Source organism: Corallococcus praedator, from assembly GCF_003612125.1.
GTDB classification, from domain to species: Bacteria; Myxococcota; Myxococcia; order Myxococcales; family Myxococcaceae; genus Corallococcus; species Corallococcus praedator.
In genome coordinates this window covers 18783-36452 of record NZ_RAWI01000018.1, presented here as the reverse complement: position 1 = coordinate 36452, position 17670 = coordinate 18783, and the positions used below count along the sequence as shown (strand labels likewise).

The window sequence follows — 17670 nt, the reverse complement described above, 5'->3', positions numbered from 1 at the left end:
CTAGCTCTCCGACCCGTCCGCATCGTTGATGAGCGCCGCGAGTGCCCCCAGCTGCGAGTCATCCAGTCCCGCGAGGGGGAAATCCACGGATGACAGCGCCGCCTTCGTGTCCTGCGCCTCGCTGCCCAGCGTGCGCAACGCCGCGAGGACATCGCCCGCGAGCTTCGACGCCGTTCCCTGCGTGTACGTCCCGTCGTCGTAGGCGCAGCGCACGTGCAGGCGCCCGCCGGACAGGAACGTCTCCACCTCCAGCGCGTACCCACCCGTCGCGCGGTGGGCACCGGGCGACGTACCCGCACCGAAGGGCGCCGCGTCCTCCGTAGCGTCCACCGACCCCAGGTGTCGCACGAGCACCTCCGCCCTGGGCAGGTGGCGCAGGCGTTCGGACAGCTCGCCGTGAGAGCCGTCGCGCAGCAGCCCGAAGCCGATGCCCCGGCGCGGCACGCGGCGCATGCGCTCCTTCGCGGCCTTGAGCGCGTCGCCTGCCCCCTGGTCACGATCCAGCTCCAGCAGCAGCGGCCAGGTGACGTCGAAGCAGCCCACCGTGCGCGAGAAGTCCTGACCGTCGAACGCGTCGCGTCCGTCCGTCACGACATCCACGCGCAGCCGTCCGCCGCCGGTCCAGGTCGCCAGGGCCTGACCCAGCGCCGCCAGCGCGCCCTCGGCCACGTCCGCGCGCCACGTGCCGGAAAGCTTCTCGTGCAGCCGCCGCGTCTCATCCTCCGACAGCGACACCTCCACGACGCGCGCCGCCCCCGACGGGCTCCCCGCGCGCTCCACCGGCAGCTTCGTGGCGCCCTCCTGGGCGGCGCCCGTCCACACCGACTCCTCCTTGCGCAGGGACTCGGAGGCGGCTTCTTCCGTCAGCCGCTCCGCCCAGCGCTTGAAGGACGCCGTCTTCGCGCGCAGGGCCGGTCCACCGCGCGTCTGGCGCACGGCCGCGGACAGGTCCTCCACGAGGAGTCTCCAGGAGGCCCCGTCCACCGCGAGCCCATGCGCCGCGATCAGCAACTGGCTGCCCACGCCGCCCTCCAGCCGCACCCACGCGGCCGCCGCGAGCGGACCCGCGCCGACGTCCAGCTTCGCGCGGAGCTTCTCCTCCTCGCCGTGCAGCGCCGCTTCGTGCTCGGCGGCGGGCAGTGCGCGCAGGTCCACCTCCGCGAAGGACACTTCCGTGCCGGGAGCCGTGCCCGCCTGCTGCCAACCGGACACGCCTCGCGTGAAGCGCAGGCGCAGGGCGTCGTGGTGCGACAGCACCGTGCCCAGGGCCTGGGACAGCGCGGGCGCGTCCACCGGCCCACGCACCGCGACCCTTGCCACCCGCGTGGAGGCGCCGGTGGGCGCTTCCAACAGGCGACGCTGTTCGGGGGTGAGCGGGGCAGGGCCCACCACCGGTCCCTGTTCGGCCTGCTTCGCAACGATGCCGGCGATCATCGCCGCCAGCTCCGCGATGGTGGAGTACTGGAAGAACTGCTGCGGGCTCAACTGCAACCCGGACTGGCTGCCGCGCGCGATGATCTGGATGGCCTGCACGGAGTCGCCGCCCAGCTCGAAGAAGTTGTCGTTCACGCCCACGCGGTCGATGCCGAGCACCGCCTGCCAGGCTTCGGCGATGCGCTGCTCGATGTCGTTGCGCGGCGCCACGTACTCCGTCTTCAGCTTGGGACGGGCCTGCTGCTCGCCGGGGGCACGCGTCTCCCCCACGGCCTGGAGCACCCGTTCGCGGACGACCTCGTCCGTGTGGGCGATGGTCGCGTGCAGGTCGCGCACGGACACCACCACCTGGGACGCCAGCGCGGAGGCCAGGATGCGCTCCAGCGCCACCACGCCCTCGCGCGGGGAGATCTCCTGGCGCTCCTCGGTGGGAAGCACCTTCGCCAGCGCGGACTCGCGGGCGGCGGCGGCCAGGGCGCGCAGCTCGGCGGCGGGGTCGTTGACGCGCTTCTGCGTCAGCCGCTCCACCTCCACCAGGACGCGGCCCTGCTCGTCCATCATCGTGAGGTCGAAGGCGAGCGTCTCATCGCCGTTGGACGACTCGTTGGCCCGGAAGCGCGCGTGGCTGTACACGCGGCGCGGCAGCTCGCCGTGCAGGCGCAGCACCTTGTAGCCGAAGGGCAGGTAGTAGCCGTGCTCCGCGAGGAAGCTCTTGGCGATACCCGACGTGCGGTCGATGAGCGACGGGTGGAAGAGCAGCTGCTCGAAGTCGCCGGTGAACTCCGGCATCAGCTCCAGCACCATCAACAGCTCGTTGTCACCCGGGAGGATGGCCTGCACGCTGCGCCAGCGCGGCCCCAGCTCCTGCTCGTACTCGGCTTCCAGCGACTGCGGACGCGGCTTGTCGCACCGCTTGCGGATGGCCTCCAGGTCCTCCACGCGCGCCACGCGGGGCCCGCCGAAGCGCACCCGGCCCGCCGAGTGGTCCGTGCCCTTGCCCACGCCGCCCGGCGGCAGGCTCTTCACGCCCCAGCGGTAGCCGTCCCCGTCCTTCTCCAGGGTGAGGCGCACCTCGCGCGTCTCGTTCTCCGGCACGCGCAGCGGCGCGAGGAAGTAGTTGTCCAACAGCTCGATGGTGCGGCCCTTCGCCTCGTCCGCCACCGCGGCGCGCACCATCTCGAAGTACGTCACGCCCGGCACCGTTGGGTTGCCGAGGATGCGGTGCTCGTCCGTCACCCACTGCGAGCGCGGCTCGCCGAAGGTGCCGGAGAAGACCTTGCGCTGCGGCGTGTCCACGAGGCAGCGGTGCACGAACGGGTGCGGAATCGCACGGCCCTCGCCGGTCTGCGTCGCCGGCCGCGCCGCCATGCCGACCTCGTCCCACGCGCCCCAGTTAATGGACACCGCGTAGGTGCCGGTGCGGGCCTGGTACGCGCGGGTGAAGGCGTCCAGGTACGCGTTGGCCGCCGTGTAGTCCACCTGGCCGAAGCGGCCCACGACGGTGGTGAGCGACGAGCAGGCCGCGAAGAAGTCCAGCCGCTCGCCCTCAAGCACTGCCCCGAGCACGCGCGTGCCCGTCACCTTGGGCGCGAGCACCGCCGTCGCCGCCTCGCGCGTCTTGAGCTGGAGCAGCCCGCCGCCCGGCACACCGGCCGCGTGGATGACACCATGGATGGCGCCGAAGCGCTCCCGCGCGGTGGCCACCACGGCCCGCATGCGCTCCAGGTCCGTCACGTCGGCGCTGAGCGCCAGCACCTTCGCGCCCTTCTCCTCCAGGCGCTGCACGGCCTGGATGCGACGGCGCGTGGCCTCGTCACCACCGGACGCCTCCAGGTGTTTCGCCCACTCCTCGCGAGGAGGCACCACCGCGCGCCCGACGAGCACCAGCCGCGCGTGGCACTTCTCCGCCAGCGCTTCCGCGAAGGACAGGCCGATGCCGCCCAGGCCGCCGGTGATGAGGTACACGCCGCCTTCGCGCAGCGGCACCGCCGATTCGGGGCCTTCCTCCAGGCGCACCTCCTCGAAGTCGCGCACCCAGCGGCGGCCACTCCGGAAGGCCACCACGGGCTCCTCCGAGTCCGACGCGAGCTCCGCGGCCAGCAGCTCCACCAGCCGTCCGGCCTGGAAGCTGCTCAGCGGGGGCAGGGTGACGTCCACGCTGCGGCAGTGCACGTGCGGCAGCTCGCGCGGGATGACGTTGGTGGGCCCCAGCGCCACCGCCTGCTCCGGCGACACGAGGTCCCCGCCCGTGACCTCCTGCATGCCGTTGGACACCAGCGTCAGGCGCACCGGCTTGCCCGTCGTGTGCGCGCCCAGCGCCTGCGCGAGGTGCAGCGGGCTGAAGAACGACCGCTCGACGACGTCCTCCGTCGCCGCGCCCGAGCCCTCGGCGGTGATGCCGGTGAGGTGGACGATGCGCTCCGGCAGCCGTCCATCCGCCGCCAGCTCCGACAGCAGCGAGGCGTAGTCCTCGCGGCGGCCGGGGTTCAGCTCGTACGCGTCCGCGCCCGTGCGGCGGAACTCACGGCCCTGAATGACTTCCACCAGCGCGTGGCCCTGCTGACGCAGGCGCGTGGCCAGCTTCGCGCCCAGGCCCGCCTTGTCCTGCAGGAGCAGCCACGGCGCCGCCTTCGCGTTGGCGGCTCCGACGGCGGCCACCTTCGGCGCGGACTCCTTCCACACCGGCAGCCAGAACCAGCCCGCCACGTCCTGGCGCTTCTCCAGCGAACCTCCGCGCTTCGCCTGGGCGCTGGTGGAGGAGCGCAGGTCCACCCAGTAGCGCTGGCGCTCGAAGGGGTAGGTGGGCAGCGGCTCGCGACGGCGCGTTTCACCGTCGAAGTAGCCCGGCGCATCCACGCCCAGCAGCCACAGGTGGCCCAGCGTGCGCAGCAGGTACTCCGCTTCCGGCGTGGCCTCGCCCACCGTCGGCAGCAGGGTGTGCATGGACTGGGTCGGCTTCTTGCGCGGGTGCCAGCGCGCCAGCGACTGGAGCGCCTTGCCCGGGCCCACCTCCAGCAACACCGCCTCGGACTCCTTCAGCAGTTCATCCAGGCCGTCCGCGAAGCGCACCGGCTGGCGCAGGTGCTTCGCCCAGTAGTCGGGCGACGTGGCCTGTTCGGCGGTGATCCACGTCCCCGTCACGTTGGAGATGAAGCGCAGCTTCGGCGCGGAGGGCTTCGCCTTCGCCACCGCGTCACGGAAGGCCCCGACGATGGGGTCCATCATCGCGGAGTGGAACGCGTGCGACGTGCGCAGTCGACGGGCCAGCACGTCCTTGGCCGCGAGCCGCTTCTCCAGCGCCTCGATGGCCGCCGGAGGGCCCGCGACGACGCACGAGCCCGGCGCGTTGGCGGCGGCGACTTCCAGCCCCTCGCTCAAGTACGGGCGAACGTCCGCCTCCGCGAGCTGTACGGACAGCATGGCGCCCGGAGGGCAGGACTGCATCAGCCGGCCCCGGGTGGCGACCAGCTCCAGCGCGTCCTCCAGCGTGAAGACGCCGGCCAGGCAGGCCGCGACGTACTCGCCCACGCTGTGGCCGATCATCGCCGCGGGCTCCAGGCCCCACGACAGCAGCAGCTTCGCCAGCGCGTACTCCACGACGAAGAGGGCGGGCTGGGTGAGGGCCGTCTGCTCCAGCTTCGAGGCGGCCTGCGCATCCTGCGTGTCGGTTTCGAACAGCAGCGCCTTCAGCTCCAGCCCGTGGCGCTTGGACAGCAGCTCCAGGCAGCGGTCCGCCTCCTGGCGGAACACGGACTCGCCCCGGTACAGGGACGCGGCCATGCCCGGGTGCTGCGATCCCTGGCCGGGGAACATGAACATCACGGGCCGGGTGACGCGCTCCTGGGTGCGGGTGATGACGCGGTCCGGGGACAGCGTCGCCAGCGCCTGCGCGGCCTCCTCCACGGTGCGGACCACCACGAAGCGGCGGTGCTCGAAGGCCTTGCGCCCCTTCTGGAGCGTGAAAGCCACGTCCGCGAGGTTCAGGTCCGGATGCGCCTTCAGGTGCTCCGCCAGCCGCGTCGTCGCCGTCTCCAGCGCCGCGTCCGAGCGGGCCGACACCACCAGCAACTGGTGCTCACGCGAGGGCCCGGACGGCGCGCGCTGGGGCGCCTCCTCCAGGACGACGTGCGCGTTGGTGCCGCCCAGGCCGAACGCGCTCACGCCCGCGCGACGCGGAGAGGGCGCGTTCCAGTCCTGGAGCTTCGCGTTGACGTAGAAGGGGCTGCCCGCGAAGTCGATCTCCGGGTTGGGCTTCTCGAAGCCGAGGCTGGGCGGAAGCTGACGGTGCTTCAGCGTCAGCGCCGTCTTGATGAGGCCCGCGATGCCGGCCGCCGTGTCCAGGTGGCCCACGTTGCTCTTCACGGAGCCCAGGCCGCAGTAGCCGTTGCGCGTGGCGCCGCCGGAGCGGAACGCCTTCGTCAGCGCCTTCACTTCAATCGGGTCGCCCATGGGCGTGCCCGTGCCGTGGGCTTCGACGTAGGTGATGGTGTCGGGATCCACGCCGGACAGCGCGTGCGCCATGCCGATGACCTCGGCCTGGCCGTTCACGCTGGGCGCCGTGTAGCCGACCTTGTCGGTTCCGTCGTTGTTGAGCGCGCCGCCGCGGATGACCGCGTGGATGATGTCGCCGTCCGCGATGGCGTCAGACAGGCGCTTGAGCACCACCGCGCCCGCGCCGCTGCCACCCACCGTGCCCTGTGCGTTCGCGTCGAACGGGCGGCAGTGGCCGTCCGGGGATCCGATGCCACGCTCGGTGTAGAGGTAGCCCGTCTTCTGCGGGACGGTGATGGTGACGCCGCCCGCCAGCGCCATGTCGCACTGGAAGTTCAGCAGGCTCTGGCACGCGTGGTAGACGGCCACGAGCGACGTGGAGCACGCGGTCTGCACCGTCACCGCCGGGCCCTTGAGGTCCAGCTTGTAGGCGACGCGCGTGGCCAGGTGGTCGTTCTTGTTGTGGATGACGGCCTGGAACGCGCTCACCGTGCCCGTCAGGTGCCCGGCCGACGACAGGTTGTAGAGCAGGTAGCCGTTGGCGCCCGCGCCCGCGTAGATGCCGATGGGCCCCTTGGCTCGCGACGGGTCGTGGCCTGCGGTCTCCAGGGCCTCCCAGACGCACTCCATGAAGAGGCGCTGCTGCGGATCGGTGATCTCCGCCTCGCGCGGCGACAGTTCGAAGAAGCGCGCGTCGAACTGGTCGATGCCGTCCAGCGTGGCCCGCGCCTTGACGTACTTCGGATCCTTCAGCTCCGCGGGGTCGATGGCGGCGCGATCCAACTCCTCGTCCTTGAGGAAGGTGATGGACTCCACGCCTTCCTGGAGGTTCTTCCAGAAAGCCTCGGGGGTGCTGGCGCCGGGGAACCGGCACGCCATGCCCACGATCGCCACGCCTTCCATCTGAGGAGCGTCCTGCTCGACTTCGCTGCTCATCGCTTACCCCTGGCCTTCATCAAGAGGGCCTGTTGCTGCATCGCTTGGAGTTGTTTTTTCGCGCGCTCGTCACGCGCCTGTTGTTGCAGGGACTCCTGGGCCGCGCTCGCCGGGGCCTGTCCCAGGTACTTCGCCAGCGAGGCCACGGTGGGGTGCTGGAACAGCTCCACCATGGACAGGCGCCGGCCCATCAGCACCGACAGCTTCTCGTGCACCTGCACCATGAGGAGCGAGTGCCCACCCAGATCGAAGAAGCTGCTGTGCAGGCCCACCCGGTCCACCTTGAGGGCCTCCTGCCAGATGGCGGCGATGCGCTGCTCCAGCTCCGTGACGGGCGCCTCGTAGGGCACCGTCTCCGGCCTCGCGGCGACCGGCTCCGGCAGCGCGCCCCGGTCCACCTTGCCGTTGCGGTTGAGCGGCAGTCGCGCCAGCGGCACGAAGTGGGAGGGCAGCATGAACTCGGGCACCAGCTCGCGCAGGAAGCCGCGCAGCTCCAGGGCCAGCTGCGCCGTCGCCGGATCGGTGTCCGCGGGCATTCCGCGACGGGGCACGAAGTACGCCACCAGCCGGGCATCCTCCTTCGTGCCACGCACGACGACGACGGCTTCGCCCACCTCCGGGTGCGAGCGCATCTGCGCTTCGATTTCACCGGGCTCGATGCGGTAGCCCCGCACCTTCACCTGGAAGTCGGCGCGGCCGTGGAAGTCGATGCGGCCGTCCTCGCGGTAGCGGCCCACGTCTCCCGTGCGGTACAGCCGCGCGCCCGGCGTGGGGCTGAAGGCATCCGGCACGAAGCGCTCGGCGGTGAGGTCCGGCCGGCCTTCATAGCCTCGGGCCACGCCCGCGCCGCCGATGAACAGCTCACCGGGCACGCCCAGGGGCAGCTCCCGCAGGCCCGCGTCCAGCACGTGCACCCTCACGTTGCCCAGCGGTCCGCCGATGCTCGGCTGCGCGGAGTCCGCGATGGGGCACGCCGTGGCGTTCACGGTGCACTCGGTGGGGCCGTACATGTTGACGAAGCGCGTGCGCGTAAGCGGCGTGAGGTCCGTCCAGGTGCGCGCGTCGATGGCTTCTCCGCCCACCAGCACGATGGCCGGGGAGAAATCCGCGTCACGGCCGAGTCCCTGGACCAGCAGCGGTCCCAACAGCGACGGCGTGCAGTCCACGACGTCCACGGCGTACCGCTGGACCCACGCGCGCATGCGCACCGCGTCCGGCCGCACCTCTTCCGGGACGATGTGCAGCGAGTGCCCGTTGAGGAGCTGGAGCCACTGCTTCACGGAGGCGTCGAACACGAGCGGCGCGTTGACGCTCACCCGCAGGCCGGGGCCCCGGCCCTGGTAGACGACGTCGCGCAGCGTGGCGGCGAGGTTGAGCGCCGAGCGGTGCGGGATCATCACGCCCTTGGGGCGGCCCGTGGAGCCGGACGTGAAGATGACGTAGGCGGCGTTCTCCGGGGAGAGCGTCACGTCGGGCACGTGGGAGGACGCGGCGGCCAGGGCGTCGGTCTCCTGGTCCAGGCAGACGAAGGTGTGCGCGCCGTCAGGGAGCGAAGCGCGCAGGTTCGAGCGGGTGACGACAAGCGGCGCGCCGGCCTGCTGGATGACGTAGGCCAGTCGCTCGCGCGGGTAGGTCGGATCCAACGGCACGAAGGTGCCGCCGGCCTTGAGGACGCCGAGCAACACGACGAGCTGCTCCACCGATCGTTCCAGGCACACCGCCACGCGCGTCTCGGTCCCGACGCCCTTGGAGCGCAGGTGCGACGCGAGCCGGTTGGCGCGCTCTGACAGCGCGGCGAAGGTGAGCTGTTCGTCCTCGAAGGCGACCGCCACGGCGTCCGGCCGAGTGCGCGCCACGGCGTCGAAGCGCGAGGGCAGCGTGTCCTGCGTGTCGTGATCGCGAGCGGTGCGGTTGAAGTCCGCCAACTGCCGCAGTTCATGCGGACCGACCCAGGGAAGGGCGTCCAGCGAGCGCTCGGGCGCGGTCAGCGCCGAGGCCAGCAGGGTCTCCAGTCGCTCCAGGAGCCGGGCTGCTTCTTCCGGGGCGTACGCGGCTTCGTCGTGGTGCAGCTCCAGCGACAGGGAACCGCGCCCGCGCACCAGGGCCAGGGTCAGCTCGGCGCGCTCGCCGCGCGCTTCAACGTGGGCGAGGGTCAGCGTCAGTCCACCCGCGCGCACGGGCTCCGGCCACGTGAGGTCCTCGAAGGCGAAGGCGCGGGAGGGCGGGGTGCCACCGACGGCGGGGAAGGCGCTCGACGCGTCGAAGTCGTCCTGCCAGGCGGCGGTCTCGCGAACGCTTCGCGCCACGTCGCGCGCGAGCGCATCGAAGCTGGAGGCAGCGGAGGTGCGCACGGGCAGCCAGCGCTCGAAGAGGCCGAGCGCCACGTCCAGTCCTTCGTAGCCACGGCCTTCAACGCGCACGGAGACGCACGCATCGCCGCTGCTTCCCATGCGTGCCAGCAGGCGCGACCAGCCCGCGAGCACGACGTCCGCCACCGGGACACCCAGCCGGCCGGCCAGTGCCTCCAGGGCCGAGACCGTTTCGGGCGCCAGTGCGAGTGCTTCACGACGGGGGCGAAGTCCGAGCGCCCCCGGGTCCTTGCGGCGCGTGGGCAGCGTCGCGCCCGTGGCGCCCGTCAGGTCACGACCCTTCCAGAAGCGCCGTCCATCCGCGCCGTCGTCGGATTCGAGGATCTGGTGGAAGACCTCCGCCACGTCCGCGTACTGCGGAGGCGGCTCTTCGTCCTGGGGCGACGAAGTCGTCAACGCGCGACCCAGCTCGCGTGCGAGCACGGCGAACGTCTGCCGGTCCGCGGAGAGCGCGGGCACCTCCACGAGCAATGCATGGCGGTCCGGGCCCAGCACCGCGAGCCGCCACGGTGTCAGAGCGTCCAGCGCCGCCGAACCGGACTCGGAGCCCAGCGCCGCCAGTCGTGCGGACTTCTCCGTCTCGGAGAGGGCACTCCAGTCAAGCACCTCCAGGACTGTCGCCGGAACCTCCCCGGGCACCTGCACCGCGGCGGCCGTGCCGGCGAGGTGGCGGTACGTGGTGCGCAGCACCTCGTGCGCGGAGATCAGCTCACGCACCGCGCGCTCCAGTCGCGCCACGTCGAGCGGTCCGTCGAGGGAGAGCACGGCCCGGGCGCGCGATGGCGCTCCTGGAACGGCCGCCAGGAGGGACCAGAGTCTTGCCTGTTGGGGGGAGAGCCGGAATCCGGTTGGCTGGGTCACGCTGAAGGCTCCTGGAAGGGGACGGGGGCGGGCGCGAGACCCGCGGATTCAGGCGTTCAGCCTGGAGGGGAATCGCGGGGCGCGTCCGCCACCGGGGCGACCTCGCTCCACGGAAACGGACGGGCCATGCCGGCCAGCACGCGCCGGGGTCCCACGAAGGACGAACGCGCGTGGGCGGCCAGCAGGTTGTCGATGACGAGCAGGTCTCCCTTCTCCCAGGGGAACATCACCTGTTCGGCCTCATACGCGGCGCGCAGCGTCTCCATCACCTCGGGCTCGATGGGAGCGCCGTCGCCGTAATACGTGTGGTTGGGCAGCTCTTCCTCACCCAGGTCCGCCAGCAGCGCGGAGGCCACCGGCGCCGGCAGCGTGGAGACGTGGAAGAACGTGGCGTGGTTGAACCAGACGGGCTCGCCCGTGACGGGGTGCAGACCGGCCGCGCGACGCACCTGCCGCGTGCGCAGGCGGTTGCCGTCGCGCCATTCCACCTGGATGCCGCTGCGCTGACAGTATGCCTCCACCTCGGCGCGGTCCTCCGTCTGGAACGCCTGCTGCCAGCTCAACCCCAGCCGGTGGCCGAAGTTGCGGACGTACGTGTAGCCCTGCTCCAGGAACCGCGCGCGCACTTCGGCCGGCAGGCGCTGGAAGATGCGTCGCGTGTCCGCCAGCGGCGTCTCGCCACCCTGTTGCGATGGCAACACGCAGGCGAAGAAGAGGCGCGCCGGGAAGGTCTGGTTGTAGGACTGCTCGTTGTGCAGGAAGATCCGCTCGGACGGCGGGTGGTCCGTGGACGTGTAGATGTTCCCGCTCACCTGCGAGCGCGGCGACGAGCGCTCCTCGTAGGCCAGCGCTTCATCCGCCATCGCCTGGATGGCCCGGTCCATGGCCTCGGGTGTCACCACGTCGAAGCCCCGGAACAGCACTGCGCCATGCTTGTGGATCTGCGCGTCCACGAGGGCGCGGTGCGTGCGGCCCCAGTCCGCCAGCTCGATGCCCGGCAGCGCCGGACGGGCCACCACGGGCAGGTGCAGCCCGGGCCGCAGCTCCTCGAAGCGCACCCAGTCCTGGCCGGAGCCATCCACTTCGCGCCTGCGCAGCTTCGGGAGTGCGCGCTTCGGCTGACCATCCGTCGTCATGATTCGCTCCCACCGCGACGGCGCACGCCGCGGAACAGTTCCTTGCGAGAGGACTGGAGCGCCTGTGCCCGCTCCTGCTGCCGCTGGCGCTCACGCTCCACGAGCACCCCGTGCAGCTCCTCCAACGTCGCGTCCGGCCGGGCCACCGCCGCGGCCAGCGTCGCCTCGTAGTCCTCCGCCAGCCGCGCGAGCGTGGCCGCGTCGAAGAGGGCGGTGGCGAAGCGCAGCACGCCCTGGAAGCGGCCCTCGGACTCGGACAGCAGCACGGACAAGTCGAACGGCGAGCCGCCGTCGTCGATCTCCAGCTGGCGCAGCTTCAGTCCCGGCAGTCGCAGCGCGGGAAGGGGCGCGTTCTCCAGGACGAACATCACCTGGAACAAGGGGTTGTAGCGGGCGTCGCGCGGAGGGCGCAGCGCCTCCACCAGCTTGTCGAACGGGACATGCGGATGCGCCTGTCCCCCCAACGCCACCTCGCGCACGCGCCCGAGCACCTGCCGGAAGGTGGGGTTGCCCTCCAGGCCCACGCGCAGCACCAGCTGGTTGACGAACAGGCCAATGAGGTTCTGGGTGCGTGCGTGCTCGCGGCTGGCCACGTCCGTGCCCACCACCAGGTCCGTGCGGCCGGTGCGCGAGTGCAGCACCACCAGGAAGCCCGCCAGCAGCGACATGAAGGGCGTGGTGCCCTCGGCCCGGCCCAACTGCCGCAGCCCTTCGCTGAGCGCCACGGAGAGCGACACCGGCTGCCGCGCGCCCTCGAAGTGCTGGCGCTCCGGACGCGACTTGTCCAGGGGCAGCTCCAGCAGCGGAGGCGCTCCCGACAGGCGCTCCTTCCACCACGAAAGCTCCTCGTCCAGCAGGCCACCCTCCAGCCGGCGACGCAGCCACGCCGCATGGTCGGCGTACTGCACGGGAAGCTCCGGCAGCGGCGACGGTCGGCCCTGCGCGAAGGCCGCGTAGAGCGCGCCCAGCTCCCGCACCACCACGCCCATGCTCCAGCCGTCCGACACCACGTGGTGCAGCGTGAGCAGCAGCCGGTGCCGCGTGTCGGAGAGCTTCAACAGCTTCGCGCGCACCGGCAGCTCGCGCTCCAGGTCGAAGGGCCCGCGCGCCTCCTGGGCGGTGAGGCGCTCCGTCTCGGCGGCCTGCTGTGCCTCCGGCAAGCCGCTCAGGTCCACCACCGCGCCCGGGAGCGCCAGCGGTCCGCCCGCTGGAACACCCGAAGGCGCAACGATGTCCTGCACGCGGCGGCCCTGTGAGCGGGGGAAGCGCGTGCGCAGCGCTTCATGCCGGTGGACGATGGCCTCCAGGCTGCGGGTCAGCACCGCCACGTCCAGCTGTCCCTCCAGCTCCACCGCGGCCGGGATGTTGTAGGCCGCGCTGCCCGCCGCGAGCTGATCCAGGAACAGCAGCCGCTCCTGGCCGTGCGACAGCGGCGCATCGCCGCGAGCCCCCGCCACCAACGGCGGCGGTGCGGCGGTGGGATGGCGCAGCTCCGCGAGCCCCCGCGCGGTGAGCGCTTCCAGGTGCACGCCCTCCAGCAACAGCGCCACCGGCAGGTGGATCTCCAGCTCCTCTTCCAGCGCCGCCTTCAGCTCGACGGCGTGGATGGAGTCCAGGCCCAGCGCTGTGAGGGGCCGGGTCGCCTCCAGCGACGACAGCGGCACGGACAGCGCCCGTGACAGGTGCCGCCGCAGGTACGTGCCCAGCAGCGCCGCGCGCTCCGCCTCGGATGCGGTCAGCAGCGCGGCGCGCGTCAGCCGGAACTCTTCCGGGGCAGCGACCTCGGGAGCACTCACGGCGTCGGCGGAAGCGTCGGCGAGGGCTTCCTGCGCGAGGATCTCCAGCCCGTTCGCCAGATACTGCGTGCGGCACGCGCGCCGCTGCACCTTGCCGCTGGACGTCTTGGGCAGTCCGCCCGCGGGGATGAGCACCACCGTGTCCACGGCCACTTCGTGGCCCTGCGCGATGGCGCGCCGGATGGCGTCGATGGCGGCGGACGGTTCGCCCAGCACCTTGCGATCCACCTCCAACACCACCACCAGCCGCTCCTCGCCGCCCCGGTCCACGGAGAACGCGGCCGAGCAGCCCGGACGCATCGCCGGGTGGCTGGACTCCGCCGTCAGCTCCAGGTCCTGCGGGTAGTGGTTGCGGCCGCGCAGGATGATCAGATCCTTGATGCGGCCCGCGACGAACAGCTCCTGACCGGACACGAAGCCCAGGTCGCCGGTGCGCAGGTAGGGCCCTTCGCCGGTGTCGGCGCGGCGGGCCCGGAAGGTGGCCTCGCTCTCCTCAGGGCGCTCCCAGTAGCTGCCCGCGACGCTCGGGCCGCGCAGCCAGATCTCCCCCAGCCGGCCCTCGGGCACGGGCAGGCGGGACTCGGGCTCCACGATGATCAGCTCCTGCCCGGGGATGCTCACGCCGCTGCCCACCAGCGTGCGCGCGTCCGTCAGCTCGGAAGGGGCGGGTGCCTCCGCGCGGCCCTGCTGGAGCGCGTCCTGCCGGTATACGCGCTCCACCGGGGGCGCGGCCTTGCGTCCACCGGAGGCGATGAGCGTGGTCTCCGCGAGGCCGTAGCACGGGTAGAAGGCCTCCTTGCGAAACCCCGAGTCCGCGAAGGCGCGCGTGAAGCGCTCCAGCGTCTCCGCGCGCACCGGCTCCGCGCCGTTGAAGGCCACGTCCCAGGAGCTCAGGTCCAGCGCCGCGCGCTGCTCCGGCGTCGTCTTGCGCACGCACAGGTCGAAGGCGAAGTTGGGCCCGCCGCTCGTCGTCGCGCGGTATCGCGACACGGCCTCCAGCCAGCGCGCCGGCCGCTTGAGGAAGTCCAGCGGCGACAACAGCACCACGGGGAAGCCGCCGCACAGCGGCTGCAGCACGCCGCCAATGAGGCCCATGTCATGGTACGGCGGCAGCCAGATGACGCCGCGGCTGTCGTCCGAGTGCTCGAAGCACTGGTGGATCGCCAGCGAGTTCGCCAGCAGGTTGCCGTGGCTGAGCATCACGCCCTTGGGCGTGCCGGTGGAGCCGGAGGTGTACTGGAGGAAGGCCAGCGCCTCCCGCGCCGTGCCCGGATCCTTCCAGGCACCGGCCTCGCTGTCCTCCACCGCGTCGGTGGCCAGCCACGACAGGCCGGCGAGCGCCGCCGACTGCTCGCCCATCGACTCCATGAAGCCCTGGATGAAGCCCGTGGTGAGCGCGAACCGCGCCCGCGCGTCCTGGATCACCGCCTCCAGCCGGGGCAGCGTGCGCGCCAGTCGCATCGGATCCGGCGGATACGCCGGCACCGCCACCGCGCCGGCATACAGACAACCCACGAAGGCGGCCACGTACTCAAGACCTGGAAGGTAGAGCAGCAGCACCCGCTCGCCCCGAGCCCCGCGCGCTTGCAGCGCCGCCCCGATGGCCCGCGCCCGTCGATCCAGGTCCCCGTAGGTGAGGTGCGCCTCCTCCGAGTCACCATCCACGAGGAACGTGTAGGCGAGCTGGTCCGGGCGCTGCTCCGCCCTGCGACGCGACAGCTCCACCAGCGTCGACACATCTTGTAACAATTCAGGCGAACGCATGCGTTGGGCCGACCGAGATGTGTCGAGACCCGACTCCCCGAAACGACCCGCAGGGGCAGTACGAGACTCATGCAGCGTGAGCGGAATTATTCGTGGAAAACGTACAGTACAGTTAACACAGCACGTTACAAACTGTCCATGTTGACAGGCAGTTCCTGGTCGAGGCCCTTGATACATCGGGCCTCTGACAGGGCTTCCCGCGCGGGTGCTACAGGGTGGGGCCGGGATGCTCGGCGGACAGGCTGTCGGTCAGTCTCACCGACAGGGCGGGGCGTGCGCCCGGGAGCCGTTCCGCGAGGTACTCGGTGAGCACGCGTTCCATGCGCAGGGACTCGTCCTGCACCAGCCGCTTGAGTTCCGCCAGGTGCGTGAGGCTCTGGAGGACCGCGTCGGTGCCGACGCCGAAGTCGATGAGGCACGCGACCTCGTCCACGTCTCCGGCGAGCAGCTTGTCCACCATGGGCAGGCAGGACGTCACGGTGCCGATGAGCGCGCCGGAGCGGTAGTAGCGCTCGAAGGCGTACGAGGCCAGGTAGTCCGCCCACTTGGGTTCGTTGATGTCCACCTGGAGGTCCAGGCTCTTCACCATGGTCTGCATCAGCGCTACGTGCGCGCGCAGGTACGCGGTGAGCGGAGCGCGCACCGTGTCCAGCACGTCGTCCACGTCCTGGCCGACGAAGGTGTGCATCATCAGCGTGGCGGTGCGCTGGTCGCGCGCGTGGCCGGCCTTGTCCGCCGCCGCGTGGTAGAGGCCGATCTTCTCCAGCGCCTCTTCCAGCGGCTGGCCCAGCAGGGACGTGAGGACGTTGTAGCCGCCGGTGCCGGTGCGCTCGAAGAGGGCAGGGTCCGTGGCGCACGTCACCCACGTGGGCAGGCGGGGCTGGATGGGGCGGGGGAAGACCTTCAGGTCCACCTCCTTGCCCACGCCGTCACGGGCCGGCACGGACTCGCCGCGCCACAGCCGTTCAACCTTCTCCAGGTTCTCCCACATGACGTCGCGCTTGCGGGTGAAGGCCTCCGGGTTGAGGGCGAAATCGTTGGGCACCCAGCCGGAAGCGATGGAGATGCCAGCGCGGCCGCCGGAGAGGTTGTCGACGATGGACCACTCCTCCGCGACGCGGAAGGGGCTCTGCAGCGGCAGCACGACGCTGCCCGCGCGCAGGCCGATGTGCTTCGTCATCGTGGCCAGGCCCGCGGCGAGCAGCGACGGGTTCGGGTAGATGCCGCCGTGTTCGTGGAAGTGGCGCTCCGGGGTGGAGACGGAGGAGAAGCCGTGCGCGTCCCCGAACTTCGCCGCCTCTAGCAGCAGGCGGTACTTGTCGGTGGTGCCCGCGTCCTCGTCCGCGAAGAAGAACAGGCCGAAGTCCAGCTTCCGCGCGCGGCGGCGGGTGGGCACCACGTGCGCGACGAGCCGAGAGCCCTCCACGCGCACGTCCACCGCGCGCACCTCCGGGTGCCACGCCAGCAGGGCGCGCAGCTCCTCCGGTCCCACGGACGTGCTCGCGGTGGCGGGGCTCCGCGCGGTGCCGCCGGCGGAGTCCAGCACCTCGCCTAGCGAGGACAGCTCGCGGTCCGGTTGCGTGGCGATCACATCGAGCAGCGCCGCGAGCTGGCCCACGAGGCGGATGACGTCCAGGGGCGCGAAGCGGTTCGCGTCATGGTGCAGCCGCAGCGCCAGCCGCTCGCCGGCAACGGCCTCCACCGTCAACGGGACGGACGGCGGGGCGGAGACGTGGCGGAAGGAACCCAGGCCCAGGCCGCGAGCCAGCGGCTTCAGCGTGTCCTCTTCCGGGGGCTCCCACGCGAGGACGGCGCTCTGGAAGAGGGGGACGTCGTCCGGCAGCTTCAGCCACTGGCGCACCTGGGACAGGGAGGCGTGCTCATGGCGCTGGGCCTCGGACAGCTCGGCCTGGAGGGCGCGCAGCCAGCGCAGGGGCGTGCCCTGGGCGGGGATGGAGAGCCTGCGCGGCAGCAGGTGCGCGAAGCGGCCCACCAGCGGTCGGCCCTGGACGAGCGTGGCGGTGCGGCCGGGGACCTGCGCGCCGAACACGACCTCCGCGTTGCCGGTGTGGTGGCGCAGCATCAGCGCCCACGCGGCCTGAAGCAACGTGCCCAGCCCCAGCTTGTGCTTGCGCAGGAAGGCCAGCACGTTGCCGGACTCCGTCGCGGGCAGCAGCAGTTGTTGCAGGCCGGAGACAGTCACGGGGCCGGCTTCGGAGCGCACGGCCAGCAGGGTGGGGCGCGGATCCTTCAGCGCCTCTCGCAGGTGGGCCTCCGCGTCGCCCGAGCCCTGGGCCTCCATCCACGCGAGGTACTCACGGAACGGCCGCGCCTTCTCCAGCCCGGCGTCGCCCTTTCCCCGCGCGGCCTGATACAGGCGCAGCAGCTCCTCCAGGCAGAGCCTCGCGGCGCCCGCGTCCAGCGCCGCCGCGTGCCATGCGAAGACGAGGAAGGACGCCTCCGGGGCGGTGCGCACCACCGACAGGCGCACCAGCGGCGCGGACGTCAGGCCCATGCCCCGCTTGCGATCCGCTTCCAGCCAGGACTCCAGGCCCTGGGGCGCGTCCGCCCGTTCCAGGGCAGGGGAGAGCTTCTCGCGGACCACCTGCATGGGCTCCGGCATGCCCTGGAGGAAGAACGCGGTGCGCAGCGCGGTGTGGCGGCGCACCAGCTCCCGCAGGGCCTCCTCCAGCAACGCTTCGTCCAGGGGGCCCCGCACGTCCGCGACGAGGTGTTCGAGGGGCGCTTCCGGCACGGGCGACGGTGGCAACAACAGCTCCCGCTGGGCGGGAGTGAGCCGGTAGACGTCCTCGACGTTCTTCATGGTGCGCTCGACTCCTCGGCGGTCCGGCTGACACTGAAACACCGGACGCGGTGTGCTTG

General features: G+C 71.8%; 5 protein-coding genes. All 5 read right to left on the bottom strand.

Annotation, left to right across the window (positions count from 1 at the left end; translation table 11 throughout):
* The gene (locus tag D7Y13_RS04255) at positions 1 to 6861 is read right to left on the bottom strand and encodes a type I polyketide synthase (protein WP_120582493.1); all 6861 of its coding nucleotides are present in this window, start codon (positions 6859 to 6861) and stop codon (positions 1 to 3) included.
* The gene (locus tag D7Y13_RS04250) at positions 6858 to 10091 is read right to left on the bottom strand and encodes a non-ribosomal peptide synthetase (protein ID WP_120582494.1); all 3234 of its coding nucleotides are present in this window, start codon (positions 10089 to 10091) and stop codon (positions 6858 to 6860) included. Before D7Y13_RS04250 ends, D7Y13_RS04255 begins: the two co-directional genes overlap by 4 nt.
* A gap of 56 nt (positions 10092 to 10147) precedes the next feature.
* A complete protein-coding gene (locus tag D7Y13_RS04245) occupies positions 10148 to 11227 on the bottom strand; it encodes a TauD/TfdA family dioxygenase (RefSeq protein WP_120534175.1) in 1080 nt (359 codons plus the stop codon).
* Positions 11224 to 14787, bottom strand: coding sequence for a condensation domain-containing protein (locus D7Y13_RS04240; protein WP_158620285.1), 3564 nt, complete (start codon positions 14785 to 14787; stop codon positions 11224 to 11226). Before D7Y13_RS04240 ends, D7Y13_RS04245 begins: the two co-directional genes overlap by 4 nt.
* Positions 14788 to 14995: 208 nt before the next feature.
* Entirely contained in the window at positions 14996 to 17611 is a 2616-nt protein-coding gene (locus tag D7Y13_RS04235; protein WP_120582496.1) for a MupA/Atu3671 family FMN-dependent luciferase-like monooxygenase, read from the bottom strand.
* Positions 17612 to 17670: the final 59 nt, after the last annotated feature.